Source organism: Pseudomonas kielensis (assembly GCF_030505375.1).
Lineage (GTDB): Bacteria > Pseudomonadota > Gammaproteobacteria > Pseudomonadales > Pseudomonadaceae > Aquipseudomonas > Aquipseudomonas kielensis.
Window position 1 is genome coordinate 192,424 of sequence record NZ_CP130043.1, and the last position, 20,347, is coordinate 212,770.

The 20,347-nt window shown below is 62.0% G+C and carries 18 protein-coding genes; 8 read left to right on the forward strand and 10 right to left on the reverse strand.

From position 1 onward, the window contains the following. The 4 genes from Q1W70_RS01015 to Q1W70_RS01030 all read right to left on the reverse strand — a co-directional run bounded on the left by Q1W70_RS01015 (position 1) and on the right by Q1W70_RS01030 (position 4,301). Complete coding sequence (locus tag Q1W70_RS01015) at positions 1-363, reverse strand: EAL domain-containing protein (protein ID WP_302098520.1); 363 nt, start codon at positions 361-363, stop codon at positions 1-3. Then, complete coding sequence (locus tag Q1W70_RS01020) at positions 344-2,566, reverse strand: diguanylate cyclase domain-containing protein (protein ID WP_302098521.1); 2,223 nt, start codon at positions 2,564-2,566, stop codon at positions 344-346. The genes Q1W70_RS01015 and Q1W70_RS01020 overlap by 20 nt, the downstream gene beginning before the upstream one ends. 471 nt (positions 2,567-3,037) lie before the next feature. Next, a complete protein-coding gene (locus tag Q1W70_RS01025) occupies positions 3,038-3,730 on the reverse strand; it encodes a GNAT family N-acetyltransferase (protein WP_302098522.1) in 693 nt (230 codons plus the stop codon). A gap of 46 nt (positions 3,731-3,776) precedes the next feature. After that, positions 3,777-4,301 (reverse strand): DUF3087 domain-containing protein, encoded by a 525-nt coding sequence (locus Q1W70_RS01030; RefSeq protein ID WP_166592345.1) that lies wholly within the window; start codon positions 4,299-4,301, stop codon positions 3,777-3,779. A gap of 189 nt (positions 4,302-4,490) precedes the next feature. Between Q1W70_RS01030 and Q1W70_RS01035 the strand changes: the two genes are divergently transcribed. After that, positions 4,491-4,808, forward strand: coding sequence for a DUF2388 domain-containing protein (locus tag Q1W70_RS01035; RefSeq protein ID WP_166592344.1), 318 nt, complete (start codon positions 4,491-4,493; stop codon positions 4,806-4,808). 162 nt (positions 4,809-4,970) lie between these two features. Here the strand turns inward: Q1W70_RS01035 and Q1W70_RS01040 are convergent, their stop codons facing one another. The 5 genes from Q1W70_RS01040 to Q1W70_RS01060 all read right to left on the reverse strand — a co-directional run bounded on the left by Q1W70_RS01040 (position 4,971) and on the right by Q1W70_RS01060 (position 10,782). Then, on the reverse strand, positions 4,971-5,666 hold the full coding sequence (locus Q1W70_RS01040; protein WP_182344075.1) for a tRNA (adenine(22)-N(1))-methyltransferase: 696 nt from the start codon (positions 5,664-5,666) through the stop codon (positions 4,971-4,973). A 17-nt stretch (positions 5,667-5,683) separates the two neighbouring features. Next, positions 5,684-6,232 carry a cupin domain-containing protein gene (locus Q1W70_RS01045; protein WP_027618083.1) on the reverse strand — a complete coding sequence of 183 codons (549 nt, stop codon included), beginning with the start codon at positions 6,230-6,232 and terminating at the stop codon, positions 5,684-5,686. 201 nt (positions 6,233-6,433) lie between these two features. Further along, positions 6,434-7,717 carry an NAD(P)/FAD-dependent oxidoreductase gene (locus Q1W70_RS01050; RefSeq protein ID WP_302098922.1) on the reverse strand — a complete coding sequence of 428 codons (1,284 nt, stop codon included), beginning with the start codon at positions 7,715-7,717 and terminating at the stop codon, positions 6,434-6,436. Between the two features lie 54 nt (positions 7,718-7,771). Next, complete coding sequence (locus tag Q1W70_RS01055; protein WP_182344071.1) at positions 7,772-9,262, reverse strand: aldehyde dehydrogenase; 1,491 nt, start codon at positions 9,260-9,262, stop codon at positions 7,772-7,774. Positions 9,263-9,405: 143 nt separating this feature from the next. Then, a complete protein-coding gene (locus Q1W70_RS01060) occupies positions 9,406-10,782 on the reverse strand; it encodes a glutamine synthetase family protein (protein WP_166592341.1) in 1,377 nt (458 codons plus the stop codon). Positions 10,783-11,063: 281 nt separating this feature from the next. On the opposite strand from Q1W70_RS01060, the gene Q1W70_RS01065 reads away from it, so the two are divergent. The 5 genes from Q1W70_RS01065 (at position 11,064) to Q1W70_RS01085 (ending at position 16,182) form a co-directional block, all read left to right on the forward strand. After that, a complete protein-coding gene (locus Q1W70_RS01065) occupies positions 11,064-11,825 on the forward strand; it encodes a gamma-glutamyl-gamma-aminobutyrate hydrolase family protein (RefSeq protein ID WP_302098523.1) in 762 nt (253 codons plus the stop codon). Between the two features lie 236 nt (positions 11,826-12,061). Then, positions 12,062-13,204 (forward strand): polyamine ABC transporter ATP-binding protein, encoded by a 1,143-nt coding sequence (gene potA / locus Q1W70_RS01070; RefSeq protein ID WP_166592339.1) that lies wholly within the window; start codon positions 12,062-12,064, stop codon positions 13,202-13,204. Positions 13,205-13,233: 29 nt separating this feature from the next. Beyond that, positions 13,234-14,115, forward strand: coding sequence for an ABC transporter permease subunit (locus Q1W70_RS01075; RefSeq protein WP_166592366.1), 882 nt, complete (start codon positions 13,234-13,236; stop codon positions 14,113-14,115). Next, on the forward strand, positions 14,112-14,996 hold the full coding sequence (locus tag Q1W70_RS01080) for an ABC transporter permease subunit (RefSeq protein ID WP_302098524.1): 885 nt from the start codon (positions 14,112-14,114) through the stop codon (positions 14,994-14,996). The genes Q1W70_RS01075 and Q1W70_RS01080 overlap by 4 nt, the downstream gene beginning before the upstream one ends. An 88-nt stretch (positions 14,997-15,084) precedes the next feature. Continuing rightward, positions 15,085-16,182, forward strand: coding sequence for a polyamine ABC transporter substrate-binding protein (locus Q1W70_RS01085; RefSeq protein ID WP_166592337.1), 1,098 nt, complete (start codon positions 15,085-15,087; stop codon positions 16,180-16,182). Positions 16,183-16,331: 149 nt separating this feature from the next. On the opposite strand, the gene Q1W70_RS01090 is transcribed toward Q1W70_RS01085, so the two are convergent. Continuing rightward, positions 16,332-18,695, reverse strand: a complete 2,364-nt coding sequence (locus tag Q1W70_RS01090) for a DNA polymerase II (RefSeq protein ID WP_302098525.1) — start codon at positions 18,693-18,695, stop codon at positions 16,332-16,334. Positions 18,696-19,295: 600 nt separating this feature from the next. Here Q1W70_RS01090 and Q1W70_RS01095 point away from each other — a divergent pair. Further along, positions 19,296-19,625 (forward strand): hypothetical protein, encoded by a 330-nt coding sequence (locus tag Q1W70_RS01095; RefSeq protein WP_166592335.1) that lies wholly within the window; start codon positions 19,296-19,298, stop codon positions 19,623-19,625. A 217-nt stretch (positions 19,626-19,842) separates the two neighbouring features. Further along, positions 19,843-20,283 carry a CBS domain-containing protein gene (locus Q1W70_RS01100; protein ID WP_166592334.1) on the forward strand — a complete coding sequence of 147 codons (441 nt, stop codon included), beginning with the start codon at positions 19,843-19,845 and terminating at the stop codon, positions 20,281-20,283. Positions 20,284-20,347: the final 64 nt, after the last annotated feature.

Genomic DNA, 20,347 nt, shown 5'->3' on the forward strand with positions numbered 1-20,347 from the left:
CTAATCCAGCGCCGCCAACGGGCTTTCGTGGCTCACGGGAGGAACCATGCCCTGGCACGCCAGCAACCATTGCCTGAACGCCTCCGAGGGTAGCGGCACCGAGAAGAAAAAGCCCTGCCCGACTTCGTAGCCTTGCGCCTTGAGGATATCGCGCTGGGCCGCGTGCTCGATGCCTTCGGCCACCACCAGCAAGGACAGGCCCCTGCCGATGCCAATCACTGACTCGCTGAGGGCACGGCAGGAGGCATCGCGCTCCAGGTCATCGACAAAACTCTTGTCCAGCTTCAACTCACTGATCGGCAAGTGGCGCAAGTAACCCAGGCTGGAGTACCCGGTGCCAAAGTCATCGATGGCCAGGCGCACCCCCAGGGCATGCAGACTCTTTCAAGGTCTGCTCGGTACCGGGGCTGTTGGACAGCAGCACCCCCTCCGTGACCTCCACGCACAAATCCGCCGCCTGCAATTCGTAGCGTTGCAACTGCTGGGTAATCTGCGCCGCCAGATTGAGATTGTGAAAGTTGATCGGCGACAGGTTGATCGACAGCGACGGCACCGTCAGGCCCTGCTCGCGCCACTGCGCCAGTTGACCGCAGGCGGCTTGCAGCACCCACTGGCTCAGCTCATTGATCAGCCCGCACTCCTCGGCCAGGGGGATGAAACGCTCCGGCGAGACAATGCCCAGGGTTGGATGGACCCAACGCGCCAACGCCTCAACGCCCACCAAGGTCCCGCTGTGCAGATTGATCTGCGGCTGATACTCCAGCTCCAGGCCTTCGCCAGCCAGGGCCAAGCGCAGCGCCGTCTCCAGAATCAGGCGACTCTGGGCGATCCGGTTCATCTCTTCGAGGAAAAAACTGAAGCTGCCGCGTTCGGCGCGCTTGGCCTGGTACATCGCGATGTCGGCGCACTGCAGCAGGCTTTCCATGTCCTGGCCGTCACCGGGAAAGAGGCTGATGCCGATGCTGGCCGACAACACCACCGAGGTCCCGGCAATGCTCGCCGGAAAACTCAGCACGCGCTTGAGCCGTTCCAGAAACCGCGTGACTTGGGTTGCGCTGCGTCGCGGCAGGACCAGCACGAACTCATCCCCGGACAAGCGCCCGACGATGTCCGACTCACGCAGCACACTGCTCAGGCGCTGGGCCATGACTTGCAGCAGTTCGTCGCCGGCGGCATGGCCCAAGGCATCATTGACCTGCTTGAAACGATCCAGGTCGACAAACAGCACCGCCAGTTCGGCCTGCTCACTGGCCACTTCGGCAATGGTCCGTTGCGCCCTGGCCAGGAGCAGGTTGCGGTTGGGCAAGCCGGTCAAGCCATCGTAATAGGCCATCCGGCGAATGGCCTGGCGCGCTTCCTCGCGCTCCAGCGCCAGCATGCACAGGTGCGTACCGGCGGTCACCAGGTGCGCATGCAGGGTGTCGGGCCCGCGGCATTCGCGAAAGTACAGGGCGAAGGTCGCCGCCACCCGGCCGCAGCTGTTGCGCACCGGAATCGACCAGCACGCGCGCAAACCCGCGTTCCCGGCCAGCTCCTTGTAGTCCGCCCACAGCGGGTCGTGATTGATGTCCGTGACCAGCACCGGTTTGCCCCGGTAGGCCGCCGTGCCGCAGGAGCCGGTTAGCGGCCCGATCGACAGGCCTTCGATCGCCCGCGAGTACTCCACTGGCAAGCCAGGGCTGGCCAGCGGGTGCAGGATGCCGTCGGCGTCGACGCCGAGGATCGAGACGATGACTTCCGGGGCGATGCGTTCGATTTCCTGGCACATCAGGGTCAGCACGTTTTCCAGCGACTCCTCCTTGAGCAGCGCGCCGACCACCTTGTCCTGCAGCACCTCATGCAATTTGAAGCGGGTGATGTCGGTGAGCACGATCACCGTGTTGTCGACCTGCCCCCAGGCATCGAACACCGGGGTCGAGGACACATGCACCCACAGCCGTTGGTCGTTGCGCTTGCTGATCAGGGCGCTGACTTCATGGGGCTCGCCACCGAACATCCGCTCCAGTTCAGGCAACACCGGCTGCTCGACCTCGGTGTCGAGCACAAAAAACCTCAGCGGCGACAGCCCAAGGACTTCTTCGCGGCTGTAGCCCAGCAGTTGCAGCAGCCCATCGTTGACGTAGACCAGGCGCGCAGCCGCGTCGACGATGCAGGTGGCCGAGCGGGTGGCATTGACCGAGAGCGACAGCAGGCGGTGTTCGATGTCTTGGAGGCGCGTCTGGGTGATGTCCTTGAGAAAGGCCACATGGAGGGGGCGGCCCTTCTGGGTGATCCGGGAAACGGACAGCGTCGCCCAGCGCATCTGCCCATCCTTGCCCAGGATACTCAGGTCGCGGCTGGAACCGGGATCATCGGCTGTGCGCAGGGTCTCGGGAAACAGGGTGTCGACGTGACTGCCCACTACGTCCTGTCGGGGACAACCCCAGAACCGTTCGGCCGCGGCATTGATAAACAGCACCCGGCTCTGGTCGTCGATGACCACTACTGCATCGGCCCATTGCTCCAGGGTCTGCACGAAGAGGTCTTGCGCATCAATGCGCCTGGCCCGCCTGACTCTCGTGTCCATTGCAGTCACTTGCCCACTGCCACCACCGCCCGGCATCCTGGCTGCGTGTGGGGCGCCAATAAGAACCCTCGTAACCGGAAGGAACCCATCTTCGAAAACGCTACATATTCTTGATTGATCGTGAATGACGGCAGTTATTCACTTTAGTGCTGCAAGGACTGCGCGACGCTCGCGGCTTGAAATCACAGGATAGCCGTGATGTGACGACCCGATGAAAAATACATCGGTTGCACACCCTCAGCGGTCAGCCACAGGCGACTAATGGTACTTGAGCGCACCCTGCCACCTTCCTAGGATGGAACCACGCCACTGCTTGTCTTGTGCGGCAGCGGCGTGAGTGGCGAGTGCTCTGAACCCCAATCAAGCTTGCCACTGGTTCCACGTGCGACTTGAGCCTCGGGGCTCTACTTTCTCCCCATCAAAGAGCTTTGAGGCTCTTTTTTGACCGAACGATACGGGCTCGGTGGTTCGCTACCCGATGTCGTTCGCCAACCGTTCCTGCACAAACACTCGCGCCTTGGCCGTCATTTGATCCAGATGACGGTCGCGCTGTTTTTCCGCGTCGAGCATCGCCCGCTTGCCGTTCTTCTGCAGCAGGTAGGTGTGGATCTGCCGCACTTCGGTGGAGCGGTAGATGGGGGCGATATCCAGTACCGCGATCAGGCCATCTGTCACTCGGTCGTGGGTGTTCATCAGCACCTGCGGTCCGCGCACGCCCAGCACCTGGAAGCCCATTGCCTCGAAGTACGGCACCTTGGCCACGGCACAGGTCAGTTCGGCATGGGGGTAGCGGCCGAGCATGTCCTGGACCATGGCGCGCGCAATGCCATGGCGACGGTGGCTGGCGTGCACGGCCATGAAGGCCACGCCGCAGGCATGGGGATCATCCTTGACCGGCAGGTACAGCAAAAAGCCGACAACCCTGGAGGGGGCCTCGGCGTCCAGCGCGACGATCAATTCGACGGTTATGCCCTGGGTACCACTCAGGGCCTGCAGGTAGAGGTGGACTTCGTAGCCCACGGCGTATTGATAGATGGCAAACAGCGGGTTGCTCGGCGGCAAGGCGATGCTGCTGATGTCGGTCAGGTTGTCGACCACCAGTTGCAGGATCTGGTCGGTCACGTGCTCGGAGCACGGGGTAGCGAAATGACTAAGGGTAAACATCAAACTGTGGCTCCGAGGGAAATTCCTGGAAAAAGGCAAACAATGATCAGGCCTGGGTTTTCAGTGCCGCCAGCCACTCGGGGTGCAGGCGGGTCTGTTCGGTCTCAAGCCCCAGCGCTTGCATGGCTGCCTTGTGCTGGTCCATTTCACGTACCAGTTGCGCGTGGCTGCTGGAGTTGGCGTCCAGCTCGTGCATCTGCGACAGCCCCAGGTGGTAAAAGCGCAGCAGCTTCATCGCGCTCGGGTTGCCGGCTGCGACCGCATCGGTGACCTGGTGCATGACGTTGGTGACGCGCATCAGGCTGCGCTTGAGCTGCCAGCCGTAGACGGCAGCGGCCATCCAGGGTTGCGACCAGAACTTGAGTTTCATCAGTGCCGCGCTGAGCACCACCGCCGCGATCACCCCGCCGAGGTTGTAGCGAAAGTTATCGCCACCCGGCTCGCCCAGCACCATCACCGCCAGCGTCGACAGGGCCATCGCCAGCACAATGAACAGTACGGCAATGATCAGGGTGCTGCGGCGCGTCTGCTGGCGAAAGGTTTCGGGGTTCCACGGCTTGATCTCAAACATCAGGGGGCTGCGCTCTTTGGCAAGGTGAAGGGAGAATTGCCCGGCATTATCGCCCGTAGTGCCGGCAACAGACACGTTTAATCCACATTGCGTCCGGCCCTTGCTGGATCTGCGGAACTCCTGAGCCGTACCGCGCATCCTATGGGTATGTGACACACCCGTTGGCTTCACGCTTTTGGAGGACTCACCATGCGCCGTTTACTGCTCGTTCCAACGCTTGCGCTCTGCCTGCCCTTCGGATCGGCCCTGGCCGGTGTGGACGCCAAGGATGTCGCCACCTCGGCCGGGGTCTCCGCGTCGCTGTACTCGACCTTCAAGGACGACAAGATCGTCGTTCCCGCCCGCGATGACCTCTCCAGCTTCGTCGCCAGCGGCGGCACCATCCGCGGGGCCTACCTGGAATCGGTGCTCAAGCAGATGCGCCAGGACCATCCCGGCCTCAATGCCACGGACGAAGAACTGGCCCAGGCGCTGCTGACGCAGACCCCGCCCTCTCCCGGTCAGTAACCCACTGAGGTGGGAGCGAGTTCGCGATCAGCGCGCGTTACCCAAGCGGGCGCGCGCTGATTGTGATTTCCCAGCAAACATTTAATCAACCTCCGGCCTCCCCCCGCACCCGTAACCCGTAACCCGTAACCCGTAACACCCGTAGCAGCTACGGGGAATAGTTCAGGCCAGCAGTTGGTTGATCCAGCGTACCTGGCGGGTGATGTCCTGCACTTTTTCCGCGGGCACCGCGGCGCCGGCCTGGGTGAAGTGGGCCAGGGTCTGCTGTTTGTGACGCAGCAGGCGCTGCCACTTGAGCAGGAAGGCCGGGGTACGCGCCTGCATCTGCAGGGGGCCGAAGTACAGTTGCTCGGGGCTGTAGCTCACCGGACCGGCGCGCTCGGCGACGATGATTTCGTAATCGAAGCGGTTCTCGCGCAGCACTTCCTCACTGAGGATGGAATAACCATTGTCCATCAGCCATTGCCGCAGGGGCTGCTCGCCGCCGTTGGGTTGCAGGATCAGCCGTTCCTGGCCACTGAGGCGAGCCTTGCCACTGTCGAGAATGTCGCGGATGGTTTCGCCGCCCATGCCGCAGATTGTCAGCGCGCTGATCTCGTCAGCCGCCTCGATCGCCGCCAGGCCATTGGCCAGGCGCACGCTGATGCGTGTCTCCAGGCCGTTGTCGCGCACCGTCCGCTGGGCCGAGTGAAACGGCGTCGCGGCCAGCTCGCCGGCCACCGCCGCCGTGATGGCGCCACGGCGCATCAACGCCACCGGCAGGTAGCCGTGGTCCGAGCCGATGTCGGCCAGGCGCGCACCGGCTGGCACATGGGCCGCCACGCGCTCCAGGCGCAGGGACAAGGTGTGTTCGTTCAATGTTCGGCGCCTTGCGATCAGAAGTTGGCGGGCGTGTTCGCACTGATGATTTCCGCCTCGTCCGCGCCGATGTTGCGAAACCGGTGCGGCAGTGTGGTCGGAAAGTAATAACCATCCCCGGCGTTCAATACGCTGACCTGGCCGTCCACGGTGAGCTCCACGGTACCCCGCGTCACCAGCCCGCACTCCTCGCCTTCGGCGTGCACGATCGGCTCTTCGCCCGAGCTGGCGCCCGGTGCGTATTGCTCGCGCAGCAGGCGCATCTGGCGGCTGGGCACGGAGGCACCGATCAGCAGCAGGCGCAGGCCGTGGCGGCCGAGGTCGGGCTGTTCGTTGGCGCGGAAGATGTATTGGTGTTCGCGGGGTGGCTGGTCGAAGGTGAAAAAGTCCGCCAGGGACATGGGGATGCCCTCCAGCAGTTTTTTCAGTGAGCTGACGGAAGGACTGACCCGATTCTGTTCGATCAGGGAGATGGTGGCATTGGTGACGCCGCTACGCCGGGCCAGCTCGCGCTGGGACAGCTTGTAGCTTTCGCGTACTAATTTGAGTCGAGAGCCCGTGTCCATGACAGCCTTATGTGAGAAAAACTTAAGGGTAGTGTGGGGGGATGGCGGGCGACTTGTGTCGCGAAAATCGCCGTTCCTCTGTCCCGAAGACGTGAAAGGCGGCTATTAAATCACGTTTTCCGCCCACCGCTCAGCAGCTTGGATAAAGGCCGGATAAAAAACCGACGACCTTCCTCAAGACGGCCGTCGGCGAGCGTCAGACTAGATGCCGAAACGGTCCCGCATCGCGTAGTACACCGCGCCCATGGCGGTCAGTGGGGCCTGGAAGGTGCGGCCGCCGAACATCGGCATGTGAGGCAGAGAGGCGAAGGCGTCGAAGCGTTCGGCGTCACCGCGGATCATTTCCGCGATCAGCTTGCCGGCCAGGTGCGAACAGGTCACCCCGTGGCCGCTGTAGCCCTGCATGTAATAGGCGTTCTTCTCGATGCGGCCGAATTGCGGCATGCGGGACATGGTCAGCAGGAAGTTGCCGGTCCAGCGGTAGTCGATCTTCACGTCCTTGAGCTGGGGGAAGGTCTTGAGGATTTTCGGCCGGATCAGTTGCTCGATGTCATCCGGTTCGCGCGCACCGTAAACCACACCGCCACCATAGAGCAGACGGTTGTCGGCGGTGAGGCGGTAGTAGTCGAGCAGGTAGTTGCAGTCTTCTACGCAGTAGTCGTTGCTGATCAGGCTCCTGGCGACTTTTTCCGACAGCGGCTCGGTGACCACGATCTGCGAACCGCAGGGCATGCTCTTGCGGGTGACACGGTTGTCGAGGTCTTGCGGCAGGTAGGCGTTGCCGGCGATCAGCAGGTACTTGGCGCGCACCACGCCCTTGGCCGTGCGTACGACTATGGGTTCGCCGTAGGTGATTTCCACCGCGGCCGACTGCTCGAAGATTTTTCCGCCAAGGCTGAGGATGGCAGCCGCTTCGCCCAGGGCCAGGTTCAGCGGATGAACGTGGCCACCCTGCATGTCCAGCAGGCCACCGACGTAGTTACGGGACCCGACTTCCTTGGCGATCTCTTGCGCGTCGAGCATGCGCAGGTTGTGGTTGCCGTAACGTTCCCAACCGCTCTTCTGCTCGGCCAGGCCCTTGAGTTGTTTCTTGTTCAGCGCGGCGAAAATGCCACCGGGCTTGTAGTCGCACCGGATGTCGTACTGCTTGATGCGCGAGCGGATGATGTCCGCGCCTTCGAAGATCATGCTGCCCAGCACCTGGGCCGTCTTTTCGCCGTAGCGCTGCTCGATCACATCGACGTCGCGGCTGTAGGAATTGACCAGTTGCCCGCCGTTGCGCCCGCTGGCGCCGTAGCCGACTTTGGCGGCTTCAAGCACGGTGACGCTGTAGCCCGCTTCGCTGAGGAACAGCGCCGAGGACAGGCCAGTGTAGCCGGCGCCGATGACACAGACGTCGCACTCCACCAACTCTTCGAGTACCGGGAAGTCGATGATCTCGTTGCGGGTGGCGGCGTAGTAGCTGTTTACATGTTTTTGCATGATTGAGTTCCCGCGCGGTGACACGCCAAAGGCCCGTCACCGCGACTGTCTGATAGGTCAGAGCTTGATCCAGGTGGCTTTGAGCTCGGTGTACTTGTCGAAGGCGTGCAGGGATTTGTCGCGACCGTTGCCCGATTGCTTGAACCCACCGAACGGCGCGGTCATGTCACCGCCGTCGTACTGGTTGACCCACACGCTGCCGGCGCGCAGGCCCCGGGCGAAGGTGTGGGCCTTGCTCAGGTCGCGGGTCCAGACCCCGGCGGCCAGGCCGAAGATGCTGTCGTTGGCGATCTGCAATGCTTCCTCTGCGGTGTCGAAGGTGATCAGCGACAGCACCGGGCCGAAGATTTCTTCCCGGGCGATGGTCATGGCGTTGCTCACGCCGTCGAAAATCGTCGGCTCCACGTACTGGCCACCGCTGCCCTCCAGGGTGCGGTTGCCACCGGCGATCAGCTCGGCACCTTGCTCGCGGCCAATGGCGATGTAGCGCAGGATGTTATCCAACTGACGTTGATCGACCACCGCGCCGACCCGGGTTGCCGGGTCCAGCGCGTGCCCGGGTTGCCAGGCTTGCAGCGCTTCCAGCAGCAGCGGGATGAACTGCTCGCGGATCGAGCGCTCCACCAGCAGGCGCGAGCCGGCGGTGCAGACTTCGCCCTGGTTGAAGGCGATGGCGCTGGCCGCCGCCTGGGCCGCTGCGCGCAGATCCGGGGCATCGGCAAACACCACGTTCGGGCTCTTGCCGCCGGCTTCGAGCCAGACGCGCTTGAGGTTGCTTTGCCCGGCGTAGATCAGCAACTGCTTGGCAACTGCGGTCGAGCCGGTGAAGGCCAGGACGTCGACGTCCATGTGCAGCGCCAGCGCCTTGCCGACGGTGTGGCCGTAGCCCGGCAGGACGTTGAACACGCCCTTGGGGATGCCAGCCTCCAGCGCCAATTGGGCGATGCGGATGGCCGTCAGCGGAGACTTTTCCGAAGGCTTGAGGATGAACGAGTTGCCCGCCGCCAGGGCCGGGGCGAACTTCCAGCTGGCCATGATCAGCGGGAAGTTCCACGGCACGATGGCCGCCACCACGCCGGACGCTTCGCGGGTCACCAGGCCTAGCTGATCGTGAGGCGTGGCGGCGACTTCGTCGTAGAGTTTGTCGATGGCTTCGGCGCTCCAGCGGATCGCGTTGGCGGTCGCTGGAATGTCGATGGCCATGGAATCGCTGATGGGTTTGCCCATGTCCAGGGTTTCCAGCAGCGCCAGTTCTTCCTGGTTCGCCAGGATCAGGTCGGCGAAGCGGATCAGGACGCGCTTGCGCTCGGCGGGGGCCCGTTTGCACCAGACCCCGGATTCGAACGCCTGGCGAGCGACGAGCACGGCGGCATTGGCGTCGGCTTCATCGGTGCTGGCGACGTTGGCCAGCAGGCGCCCGTCAACCGGGCTGATGCATTCGAAGGTGGCGCCGCTGAGTGCCGGACGGTATTGGCCATCGATGAAGGCGCGGCCTTCGATGCTTAAGGACTGGAAGCGTTGCTCCCAGTCGCTGCGAGTGTTTGTCATGGGTGTGACTCGACGCAGGGGAATAGGCTGTGATCGGACTGAATGCCAGTCTCTTGAGGATGTGCCATGCAATCCTTGTGGGAGCGGGCTCGCCCGCGCTTGCGATATCGCGGGCAAGCCCGCTCCCACAGGCACACCAACCCTCAGACCGTATGCAGGTACCAGTTGTACTCAAGGTCGGAGATGGAGTTCTCGAACTCGGCCAGCTCGCTTTCCTTGCACGCCACGAACACGTCGATGTACAGCGGGTCGATGTACCTGGCCATGACTTCGCTGTCGTCCAGCTCACGCAGGGCATCGCGCAGGTTGTTCGGCAGGCTCTGCTCGTTCTGCTCGTAGCTGTTGCCTTCCACCGGCGCACCCGGCTCGATCTGGTTGGTCAGGCCGTGGTGAATACCGGCCAGCACCGAAGCCATCAGCAGGTACGGGTTGGCGTCGGCACCGGCCACCCGGTGCTCGATGCGCACGGCATCCGGCGAGCCTGTCGGCACGCGCACGGCCACGGTGCGGTTGTCGATGCCCCAGCTCGGCGAGTTCGGCACGTAGAACTGTGCGCCGAACCGGCGGTAGGAGTTGACGTTCGGGCAGAGGAAGGCCATCTGCGCGGGCAGGGTCTCCAGCACACCGCCGATGGCATGACGCAATGCGGCGTTCTGCTCGGGATCCTCGCTGGCGAAGATGTTGTTGCCGGCCTTGTCGAGGATCGAGATGTGCACGTGCAGACCGTTGCCGGCCTGGCCCGGATACGGCTTGGCCATGAAGGTGGTGTCCATCTCATGGTCGTAGGCGATGTTCTTCACCAGACGCTTGAGCAGGACTGCATAGTCGCAGGCCTTGATCGGGTCGGACACGTGATGCAGGTTGACTTCGAATTGCGCCGGGGCACTTTCCTTGACGATGGCGTCAGCCGGGATGCCCTGCTCTTTCGCGCCTTCGAGGATGTCCTGCAGGCAGTCGACGTATTCGTCGAGGTCATCGATCAGGTAGACCTGGGTCGACACCGGGCGCTTGCCGGAAACCGGTGAACGTGGCGACTGCGGACGGCCGTTCACGTTGTCCTGGTCGATCAGGTAGAACTCCAGTTCAAACGCTGCGCAGATGGTCAGGCCGAGGTCGTCGAACTTGCGCACCACGTTGGCCAGTACTTCACGCGGGTCAGCGAAGAACGGCTGGCCTTCGATCTCGTGCATGGTCATTAACAGTTGCGCGGTTGGGCGCTTCTGCCATGGCTCGATGCTCAGAGTGCCGGGAATCGGGTAGCAGATGCGGTCGGCGTCGCCGATGTCCAGACCCAGGCCGGTGCTTTCCACCGTGGAACCATTGATGTCGAGGGCGAACAGCGAGGCCGGCAGGTTGATGCCTTTCTCGTAGACCTTATGAAGACTGGTGCGCTCGATGCGCTTGCCGCGCACCACACCGTTCATATCCGCAATCAGAAGGTCGACGTACAAAACCTCAGGATATTTCTTAAGGAATGCGTTTGCTTCGTTGAGTTGAACGGTACGCAGGGGGACCGACATGATGCACCTATTAGCTGTTAATTATTATGTTCACTGCACTTTCGCGACCTCAGTCAATCCGAAAGGCAAAGTGAAGTCAATAGCGGACAAATGGGCTTTTTTGTTGATTTTATTGGTCACCCGCGTTGGGCGAGACCGAACAAACACCAGCAAACCCACAGCCAATCTGAGTTCCAGCGACCTAGCCGTTTAGAATTATTTACATGAGAGTTGTTAAAAAAAATCAACGAGGCTAAGCTCTGGAAAAGCTCGTTCAAGTGTGAAACTTCGAGGTGATAAAAATGGCATTCAAGCCATTGATCGGCGTTACTGCGTGCGTCAAACAGATTGGCCCGCACCCCTACCACGTCAGCAGTGACAAGTACTTGCGTGCTGTCAGCGTCGCGGCACTGGGACTGCCCGTGGTCATTCCTTCCCTGGGCAACCTGACTGAAATCGACGACCTGCTCGGTCAACTCGACGGTCTGTTGCTGACCGGCTCGCCGTCGAACGTGGAGCCTTTCCACTATCAGGGCCCGGCCAGCGCTCCCGGCACGGATCACGATCCGGCGCGGGACGCCACTACCCTTCCTCTATTGCGTGCAGCCATCGCGGCAGGCGTTCCGGTGCTCGGTATCTGCCGCGGCTTCCAGGAAATGAACGTCGCGTTTGGCGGCAGCCTGCACCAGAAGGTGCATGAGTTGCCGGGCATGCTCGATCACCGCGAAGCGGATCACCCGGACCTGGCGGTGCAGTACGCTCCGGCCCATGCGGTCAGCGTGCAGCCAGGCGGTGTATTCGCGGCGCTGGAGCTGCCCGGGACGTTCCAGGTCAACTCGATTCACAGCCAGGGCATCGACCGATTGGCGCCAGGCCTGCGTGCCGAGGCCATCGCGCCGGACGGTCTGATCGAGGCGGTCTCGGTGGAGCACAGCAAGGCTTTCGCCCTCGGCGTGCAATGGCACCCGGAATGGCAAGTGCTGGACAACCCTGCGTACCTGACGATTTTCCAGGCGTTCGGTGCCGCTTGCCGGCAACGGGCGGCGTTGCGTCACGCACGCTGAGCTGAACCACACCCCTTTATTTCTACCCCCGCGAGTCTGGCGGGCGTGCCTTCGCGCGCCCGTTTCTCGCGATAGCCACACACCGCAATAACAACAAGCACGACCAGGCAGCCAGGACGGCGGTGCCGAACAAGCCGAAGCGCCATGAGCACCTCCAGGTGGGACCTGGCGCTTGGCAATCAACTATTAAGTCAGGCCGTATTGGCCCGGCGACTGAAACCTGTTGGGAGTTTCACATGGCAAACGCCTCCAGCATTTACAGGAAGGCTCTTGAGGGTCATCAGCAACCGAAAAAGGTGCTGGTACGAGTCGATCGCGTCACCAAGAAGTTCGACGAAACCACGGCGGTGGACGATGTGTCCCTGGACATCCATCAAGGCGAAATCTTCGCCCTGCTCGGTGGCTCCGGGTCCGGCAAGTCGACCCTGCTGCGCATGCTCGCCGGATTCGAGCGCCCCACGGAAGGACGGATCCTGCTCGATGGCGTCGACATCACTGACATGCCGCCCTACGAGCGGCCGATCAACATGATGTTCCAGTCCTATGCCCTGTTCCCGCACATGACGGTGGCGCAGAACATCGCCTTTGGCCTCAAGCAGGACCGTTTGCCCACCAGCGAGATCGACGCCCGTGTCGCGGAGATGCTGCGCCTGGTGCACATGACTCAATACGCCAAGCGCAAGCCGCACCAACTGTCCGGTGGCCAGCGCCAGCGGGTCGCCCTGGCCCGCTCCCTGGCCAAGCGGCCCAAGCTGTTGCTGCTCGATGAGCCGATGGGCGCGCTGGATAAGAAACTGCGCTCGCAGATGCAGTTGGAACTGGTGGAAATCATCGAGCGCGTCGGCGTGACCTGCGTGATGGTGACGCACGATCAGGAAGAGGCCATGACCATGGCCGAACGCATCGCCATCATGCACCTGGGCTGGATCGCCCAGATCGGCAGCCCGGTGGACATCTACGAAGCCCCGGTGAGCCGCATGGTCTGCGAGTTCATCGGCAACGTGAACGCCTTCGACGGCACCGTGGTGGAAGACCTGGAAGGCCACGCGATCATTCACTGCCCGGACCTGGAGCAGCCGATCTACGTCGGCCATGGCGTCAGCACTTCGGTGCAGGACAAGTCGATCACCTACGCCATTCGCCCGGAAAAAATGCTGGTCAGCACCGATAAGCCCGAGGGCCGCTACAACTGGTCCCGGGGCAAGGTGCAGGACATTGCCTACCTCGGCGGGCACTCGGTGTTCTATGTCGAGCTGCCGGGCGGCAAGGTCGTCCAGTCGTTCATGGCCAACGCCGAGCGCCGCGGCGCCCGACCGACCTGGGACGATCAGGTCTACGTCTGGTGGGAAGACGACAGCGGCGTGGTACTGCGCGCATGAACACACTCACTCAGCAGTTCCAGCGGTTTCTGCCCAGTGGGCGCAAAGTCGTGATCGGCCTGCCGTTCCTGTGGCTGTTCCTGTTCTTCATGCTGCCGTTCTTCCTGGTAATGAAGATCAGTTTTTCCGAAGCCGCACTGGCCATTCCGCCGTACTCGGAGATCTACAGCTTCGCCGAGCAGAAGTTCGAACTGATGCTCAACCTGGGCAACTACACGATGCTCGCCGCCGATGAGCTGTATCTCTCGGCGTACCTGGGCTCGTTGAAAGTCGCCTTGCTCAGCACCCTGATGTGCCTGGTGCTGGGCTTCCCGATGGCCTACGCGATTTCCAAGGCCAACAAGGAAGCGCAGAACGTCCTGTTGTTGCTGATCATGATGCCGACCTGGACGGCAATCCTGATTCGCGTCTATGCGTGGATGGGCATTCTCAGCAACAACGGCCTGCTCAATGGCTTCCTGATGTGGACCGGCCTGACCTCGCACCCGATCGAGATCCTCAACACCAACACCGCGGTGTACATCGGCGTGGTCTACGCCTACCTGCCGTTCATGGTGCTGCCGCTGTACGCCAACCTGGTCAAGCATGACCAGAGCCTGCTGGAAGCGGCGTCCGACCTGGGTTCGAGCACCTTCAACAGTTTCTGGAAAATCACCGTACCGCTGGCCAAAAACGGCATCATCGCAGGCTGCATGCTGGTGTTCATTCCAGTGGTGGGCGAGTTCGTGATTCCGGAACTGCTCGGCGGCCCGGAAACCCTGATGATCGGTCGCGTGCTGTGGCAAGAGTTCTTCAACAACCGTGACTGGCCGGTGGCATCCGCCCTGGCGGTGGTGATGCTGGCGATCCTGATCGTGCCGATCATTCTGTTCAACCGCAGCCAGGCCAAAGAGATGGAGGGACGGGCATGAAGCGTTTCGGATTTTCCCGATTGATGCTGGTACTGGGCCTGTTGTTCATCTACCTGCCCATGCTGATTCTGGTGATTTACTCGTTCAACGCCTCCAAGCTGGTGACGGTCTGGGGCGGCTGGTCCGTGAAGTGGTACGTCGGCCTGCTGGACAACAGCCAACTGATGGGCTCGGTGCTGCGCTCCCTGGAAATCGCCTGCTACACCGCGATTGCCGCGGTAGCGCTGGGAACACTGGCGGCGTTCGTGCTGACCCGGGTCACCCGCTTCAAGGGTCGCACCCTGTTTGGCGGCCTGGTCACCGCGCCGCTGGTGATGCCGGAAGTGATCACCGGTCTGTCGTTGCTGCTGCTGTTCGTGGCCATGGCACAGATGATCGGCTGGCCGATGGAACGTGGCATCGTCACTATCTGGATCGCCCACACCACATTTTGTGCCGCTTATGTGGCAGTGGTAGTCTCCGCCCGCTTGCGCGAACTGGACCTGTCGATCGAAGAAGCGGCGATGGACCTGGGGGCGCGGCCGTTGAAGGTGTTCTTCCTGATCACCATCCCGATGATCGCGCCCTCGCTGGCGGCCGGCGGCATGATGTCGTTCGCCTTGTCGCTGGATGACCTGGTACTGGCCAGCTTCGTCTCGGGCCCGGGGTCGACGACCCTGCCGATGGAAGTGTTCTCGGCGGTGCGCCTGGGGGTCAAACCCGAGATCAATGCGGTGGCCAGCCTGATTCTGTTGGCGGTGTCGCTGGTGACCTTCCTGGTCTGGTACTTCAGCCGCAAGGCCGAAGCCAATCGCAAACGAGCGATCCAGGACGCCATGGACCAGACCGCCAGTGAATCCTGGCAGCCCGCCACCAAGCCGATGGCCGGCGCTACGGCCTGATGCCCGCTGGCGAGTGAGCACGCTTGCTCGCCAGCGGTTTTACCCACGCTTTACGTCATTCGTATAAGAAGAAAATGGAGTTGTACCGATGAATATGTTTGGCAGGACTCTGCTGACACTGTCCTTATTGGGCGCGATCGCCACGGGCGCCCAGGCCAATGACAAGGTTCTGCGCGTTTACAACTGGTCCGACTATATCGCCCCGGACACCGTCAAGAAGTTCGAGGACGAGACGGGCATCCGCGTGACCTACGACGTCTTCGACAGCAACGAAACCCTTGAGGCACGCCTGCTGGCCGGTAAATCCGGGTACGACATCGTGGTGCCGTCCAACAGCTTCCTGGCCAAGCAGATCAAGGCCGGGGTGTACCAGGCGTTGGACAAGTCAAAACTGTCGAACTGGAAAAACCTCAACCCGGTGCTGCTCAAGAACGCCTCGGCCAGCGACCCGGACAATGGCCACGCCTTCCCCTACATGTGGGGATCGATCGGCATCGGCTTCAACCCGGACAAGGTGCGCGAAGTCCTCGGCGCCGACGCCCCGGTGAACTCCTGGGACCTGTTGTTCAAGCCCGAGAACGCGGCCAAGCTCAAGGCCTGCGGCATCAGTTTTCTCGATTCGCCCACGGAAATGCTCCCCGCCGCCCTGCACTACCTGGGCTACCCGGTGAACACCCAGGACAAGCAGCAGATCAGTGAGGCCGAAGCGCTGTTCATGAAGATTCGCCCGTCGGTGGCGTACTTCCATTCGTCCAAGTACATCTCTGACCTGGCCAACGGCAATATCTGCGTGGCGGTCGGTTACTCCGGCGACGTGCTGCAAGCCAAGGCTCGCGCCGAGGAAGCCGGGGGCAATGTCAAGGTCGACTACAGCATTCCCAAGGAAGGCGCTGGCAGTTTCTATGACATGGTCGCCATCCCCCGGGATGCGGCCAACGTCGACAATGCCTACCTGTTCATGAACTTCCTGATGCGCCCGGAGATCATGGCCGAGATCACCAACAGCGTCGGCTACAGCAACGCCAACGCGGCCGCGACTCCACTGGTGGACGAGGCGATTCGCAACGACCCGGGTTCGTATCCCTCGCAAGCGGTGATGGCGACCCTGTATGCCGTGCCGGACATGCCCATCGCCACGCAACGGATCATGACCCGCGGCTGGACCCGGGTAAAACTCGGCAAGTAAGTTTGCCGCGCCCGTCGGGGGCGCGGCGTGCAACACCGTTCAGGGAGCGGCGTACCAGCGCTGTTGCCACATGAACGGACTCACCGGGCTCCCTCGGTCACGGTGATTCAGGCGCCCCTAGGGGCGCTTTTTTACGCCCGCAGATTTGCCTAGAACAAGCCCAACTGTCCGCCAATCAGGGTGCTGAAGTCGTCATCGACAAACGGCAGGATCGCATCCGCCACCGGCTGCAGTTGGCGGCTGACGTAATGCTCGTAGTCGATCGGCGCGCTGCGGGTTTCCAGGGGTTCGGGACCGGCGACGGTGATCAGGTAGCTGATCCAGCCACCGCGCTGGTACTGGCGTGGTCGACCTTGCTGAGCGTTGTACTCGTCGGCGATGCGCGCCGCCCGCACATGGGGCGGCACGTTGCGCTCGTAGTCGTCCAGGGGTCGACGCAGGCGCTTGCGGTAGATCAGCAATTGATCCTGCTCGCCAGCGACGGTGGCGCGGACGAACTCGCGCACGTAGTCCTGATAGGGCCGGCGGTGGAAAATGCGTGAGTAGAGTTCCTGCTGGAACTGTCGGGCCAGCGGCGACCAGTCGGTGCGTACCGTCTCCAGGCCTTTGTAGACCATTTGCTCGCTGCCGTCGGCATGCACCACCAACCCGGCGTAGCGCTTCTTGCTGCCCTCCTCGGCCCCTCGGATGGTTGGCATCAGGAAGCGTCGGAAATGGGTTTCGTATTGCAACTCCAGCACACTGTGCAAGCCGAACTCAGTCAGCAGGTGTTCGCGCCACCACTGGTTGACGTGGGCCACCAGGGCATGACCGATCTGTGCCGCTTCTTCCTGGCCGTGGGCCCGGCGCAGCCAGACGAATGTGGAGTCGGTGTCGCCATAGATCACCGTATGGCCCTGGGCTTCGATCAGTTGCCGGGTGCGCTGCATGATCTCGTGCCCACGCAGGGTGATCGAGGAGGCCAGGCGGGTGTCGAAGAAACGGCAGCCGCTGGAGCCCAGCACGCCGTAGAAGGCGTTCATGATGATCTTCAGCGCCTGGGACAGCGGCGCGTTGTGTTCGCGCTTGGCTACTTCCCGGCCTTCGGAAACGCGAGCGACGATGGCCGGCAGGCAATGCCGGGTCCGCGAGAAACGCGCCCCCCGAAAGCCCGGCACCGACTCACTGTCGTCGGGATGGCGCAGGCCCTCGATCAGGCCCACGGGGTCGATCAGGAAGGTGCGGATGATCGAGGGGTACAGGCTCTTGTAGTCAAGCACCAGCACCGACTCGTACAGGCCCGGCTGCGAATCCATGACAAATCCGCCGGGGCTGGCCTGGGGTGGGCGCTCGCCCTGGTTCGGCGCCACAAAGCCCTGGCGATGCATCAGTGGCATGTACAGGTGGGTGAAGGCCGCCACCGAGCCGCCACTGCGGTCGGCGGGCAGCCCGGTGACACTGGCGCGCTCCAGCAGGAAGGTCAGCAGTTCGGTCTTGTCGAAGATGCGCGTCACCAGCTCGCAGTCCTTGAGGTTGTAGCGTGCCAAGGCCGGCTTGTCCTCGGCGAACATGCGGTTGATTTCGTCCATGCGCTGGTAGGGGTTGTCGATGGACTTGCCTTCACCGAGCAGGGTCTGCGCGACGTTCTCCAGGCTGAACGAGGGGAAACTCCAGGTCGCCGAACGCAGCGACTCGATGCCGTCGATGATCAACCGACCCGCCGCCGCGGCAAAATAGTGATTGTTGCCCGAGCCGTGTTCACGCCACTGCATCTCCTCGCCGCCACGCCCCAGGCGCAAGGGCACCGCCAGGCGCCGGGCATGCTCGTGCAGCACCCGCAGGTCGAACTGCACCAGGTTCCAGCCGATGATCGCGTCAGGATCGTGCTGGGCGAACCACTGGTTGAGTTTCTTCAACAGCGTGGCCCGCGAGTCGCAGTACTCCAGGTCGAAGTCGAGGGTGCCAGGATCGCCGTTGGGGGCGCCGAGCATGTAGACCTGGCGCTGCCCGCAACCTTCAAGGGCAATCGAGTACAACTCGGCTTGCTCGGTGGTCTCGATGTCCAGTGACACCAACTTCAGTCGCGGACGGTAATCCGGCGCCGGTTTGAGGTGGGTTTCGAGCAACAGGTCGCCCTCGCCGGCCGCGCCGCTGAACGACACGGGGGCGGTGATGAAACGCTCCATCAGGTAACGCTCCGGCGGCCGGATATCCGCTTCGAAGACTTCGACCCCGGCCCGGCGCAGCACCGACTCCAGGTGCATCAACTGGCGATGTTGCGGGCAGTACAGGCCGAACACCGGGCGGTGCTGGAAGTCCTGCAACCCCAGAGGCCGCAGTTCCACACCCGGTTCGCCGCGCACCAGTTGCTGGGTGCGTTCACGGTACAGCTCGGGGATAAACGCCACTGAGGTCTGCACGGGCAGGCGCACCTGGCGCGGCCCGGCATCGGTCGCCAGCCAGAACTCCACGTGGGTGCCGGTCGGGGTGTCGCGCCAATGCCGGGTCAGGACAAAGCCCTGCTGTAAATCCACCGCAACAACCTCGAAGATGATTGGTCCTCGATTCTACGCGTCATTGCGGCTTCACGTGATCTTTGCATGAGTGACGCAAGGGATTGTAGGACAAGGTTAAATCCCTCCTCGCAGGCCTCGAAATTATTTTTGTAGTGAATGAAATATTTCACTACAAAACCGTTGACGAGGCGTTTTTCCCCTTGCATGATGCAGACACCTCCCCGATCGGGAGTACAGGCAAAAGTGTTGTGAAAAGGCTCGACTGACCGCCGAGCTGTTCCCGGATGTGTACTGCCCACAAGGCAGATTGATGAAGCTGACCTGGCATGTGCGTCCACTACACGGACGAGAAACGCCGGCGATCAATCCTCAAGATGCTTGTGGCCGAGTGAGTGGTATCGGTAGCAACTTCCAGGCAATCGTCGTTTCTCCCCCGCTGTGCCGCAAGTGCGTAGCAGTTTCTCGGCAAGACTACATGCATCCTGCTCAAGGCCCTGCCGATATTCGGCAGACAACCACTGTCGCCCTGGTTTCGGTACCAGATATCCACTTACCGAAGTAGAGAAGTGCATTAGCGAATCAACTAGACAGATCAAACATTGGTCAAGGGGCTTTAACATGAATCTGAACAATCAACCGACTATTGATGAACTGGCTCGTATGTTCGCAGCGCATAAAGACAGCCACGACAGCCATATCCTGTGGATTGCCAAATCTGGCCAGGTGCATATTGATTGCCTGTCGCCCCACGCCCATGAAGACGAGTTCGAGAAGAACAACCATGACTTGCGTGCCCGACTGAAGATGTACCGTCGCGGCCAGGGTTATGTCGGCAAGAAAGCCGCGGCCGACAAAGACTTTGTCGGTCGCGTTCTGGCCACACTGACCCAGGAGTGGCAGCAGCTGCAGGCCGAACCTGAAGTGTGTGTCATCGACCGCTACTGCTGAGTTGTTCTGCACAGCCGCTGATGACGTTGACACGTTGTCAGCGGCTTTTTTGTCGCTGCTTTTCACCAGCCAGGCCTGATGCCGCGCCTCGATGACGCAGACAGAGCAGGTAAATGCCGCTTTGCCTACTTGCTCCAGAGGCTGGCGTCTATGATTCTGTAAGGGTGTCCGGGCGCAAGGCGCCTGCCAACCATTTCCACCTCGCAGAGGCTCCTCCATGAAGACAGTCGCGCAACTGCTCAAGCTCAAGGCCCAGCAGAACCAGCAGGTCCATACCATCAATTCCCATCAGATGGTGCTGGAAGCGCTGATGGTGATGGCGGCGAAAAACGTCGGCGCCCTACCCGTGCTCCAGGACGGCAATATTGTCGGGGTAATCAGTGAGCGGGACTATGCGCGCAAGTTGGTGCTCAAGGGACGATCCTCGGTCGGCACTCCGGTCAGTGAGATCATGAACTCGCCGGTGATCACCGTGGACTCCCACCAAAGCGTGCAGACCTGCATGAACATCATGACCGACAAGCACCTGCGCCACTTGCCGGTGGTCGAAGGTGGCCAGTTGCTGGGGTTGCTGTCCATCGGCGACCTGGTCAAGGAAGCCATTGCCGAGCAGGCCGAGCTGATCCAGCAGTTGGAACAGTACATTCGCGGCGAATAACTCCCCCTTCTCTATTGACTGCACGCCCTCCTGGCGAGGGCGCGCAGTTTTTCGTTTCGGCCAG

What these genes read in the sequence shown, in the direction of transcription:
- Q1W70_RS01020 (WP_302098521.1), bottom strand. Translation starts at nt 2,566, where the DNA reads ATGGACACGAGAGTCAGGCGGGCCAGGCGCATTGATGCGCAAGACCTC.
- Q1W70_RS01025 (WP_302098522.1), bottom strand. Translation starts at nt 3,730, where the DNA reads ATGTTTACCCTTAGTCATTTCGCTACCCCGTGCTCCGAGCACGTGACC.
- Q1W70_RS01030 (WP_166592345.1), bottom strand. Translation starts at nt 4,301, where the DNA reads ATGTTTGAGATCAAGCCGTGGAACCCCGAAACCTTTCGCCAGCAGACG.
- Q1W70_RS01035 (WP_166592344.1), top strand. Translation starts at nt 4,491, where the DNA reads ATGCGCCGTTTACTGCTCGTTCCAACGCTTGCGCTCTGCCTGCCCTTC.
- Q1W70_RS01045 (WP_027618083.1), bottom strand. Translation starts at nt 6,232, where the DNA reads ATGGACACGGGCTCTCGACTCAAATTAGTACGCGAAAGCTACAAGCTG.
- Q1W70_RS01055 (WP_182344071.1), bottom strand. Translation starts at nt 9,262, where the DNA reads ATGACAAACACTCGCAGCGACTGGGAGCAACGCTTCCAGTCCTTAAGC.
- Q1W70_RS01060 (WP_166592341.1), bottom strand. Translation starts at nt 10,782, where the DNA reads ATGTCGGTCCCCCTGCGTACCGTTCAACTCAACGAAGCAAACGCATTC.
- Q1W70_RS01065 (WP_302098523.1), top strand. Translation starts at nt 11,064, where the DNA reads ATGGCATTCAAGCCATTGATCGGCGTTACTGCGTGCGTCAAACAGATT.
- potA (WP_166592339.1), top strand. Translation starts at nt 12,062, where the DNA reads ATGGCAAACGCCTCCAGCATTTACAGGAAGGCTCTTGAGGGTCATCAG.
- Q1W70_RS01080 (WP_302098524.1), top strand. Translation starts at nt 14,112, where the DNA reads ATGAAGCGTTTCGGATTTTCCCGATTGATGCTGGTACTGGGCCTGTTG.
- Q1W70_RS01085 (WP_166592337.1), top strand. Translation starts at nt 15,085, where the DNA reads ATGAATATGTTTGGCAGGACTCTGCTGACACTGTCCTTATTGGGCGCG.
- Q1W70_RS01095 (WP_166592335.1), top strand. Translation starts at nt 19,296, where the DNA reads ATGAATCTGAACAATCAACCGACTATTGATGAACTGGCTCGTATGTTC.
- Q1W70_RS01100 (WP_166592334.1), top strand. Translation starts at nt 19,843, where the DNA reads ATGAAGACAGTCGCGCAACTGCTCAAGCTCAAGGCCCAGCAGAACCAG.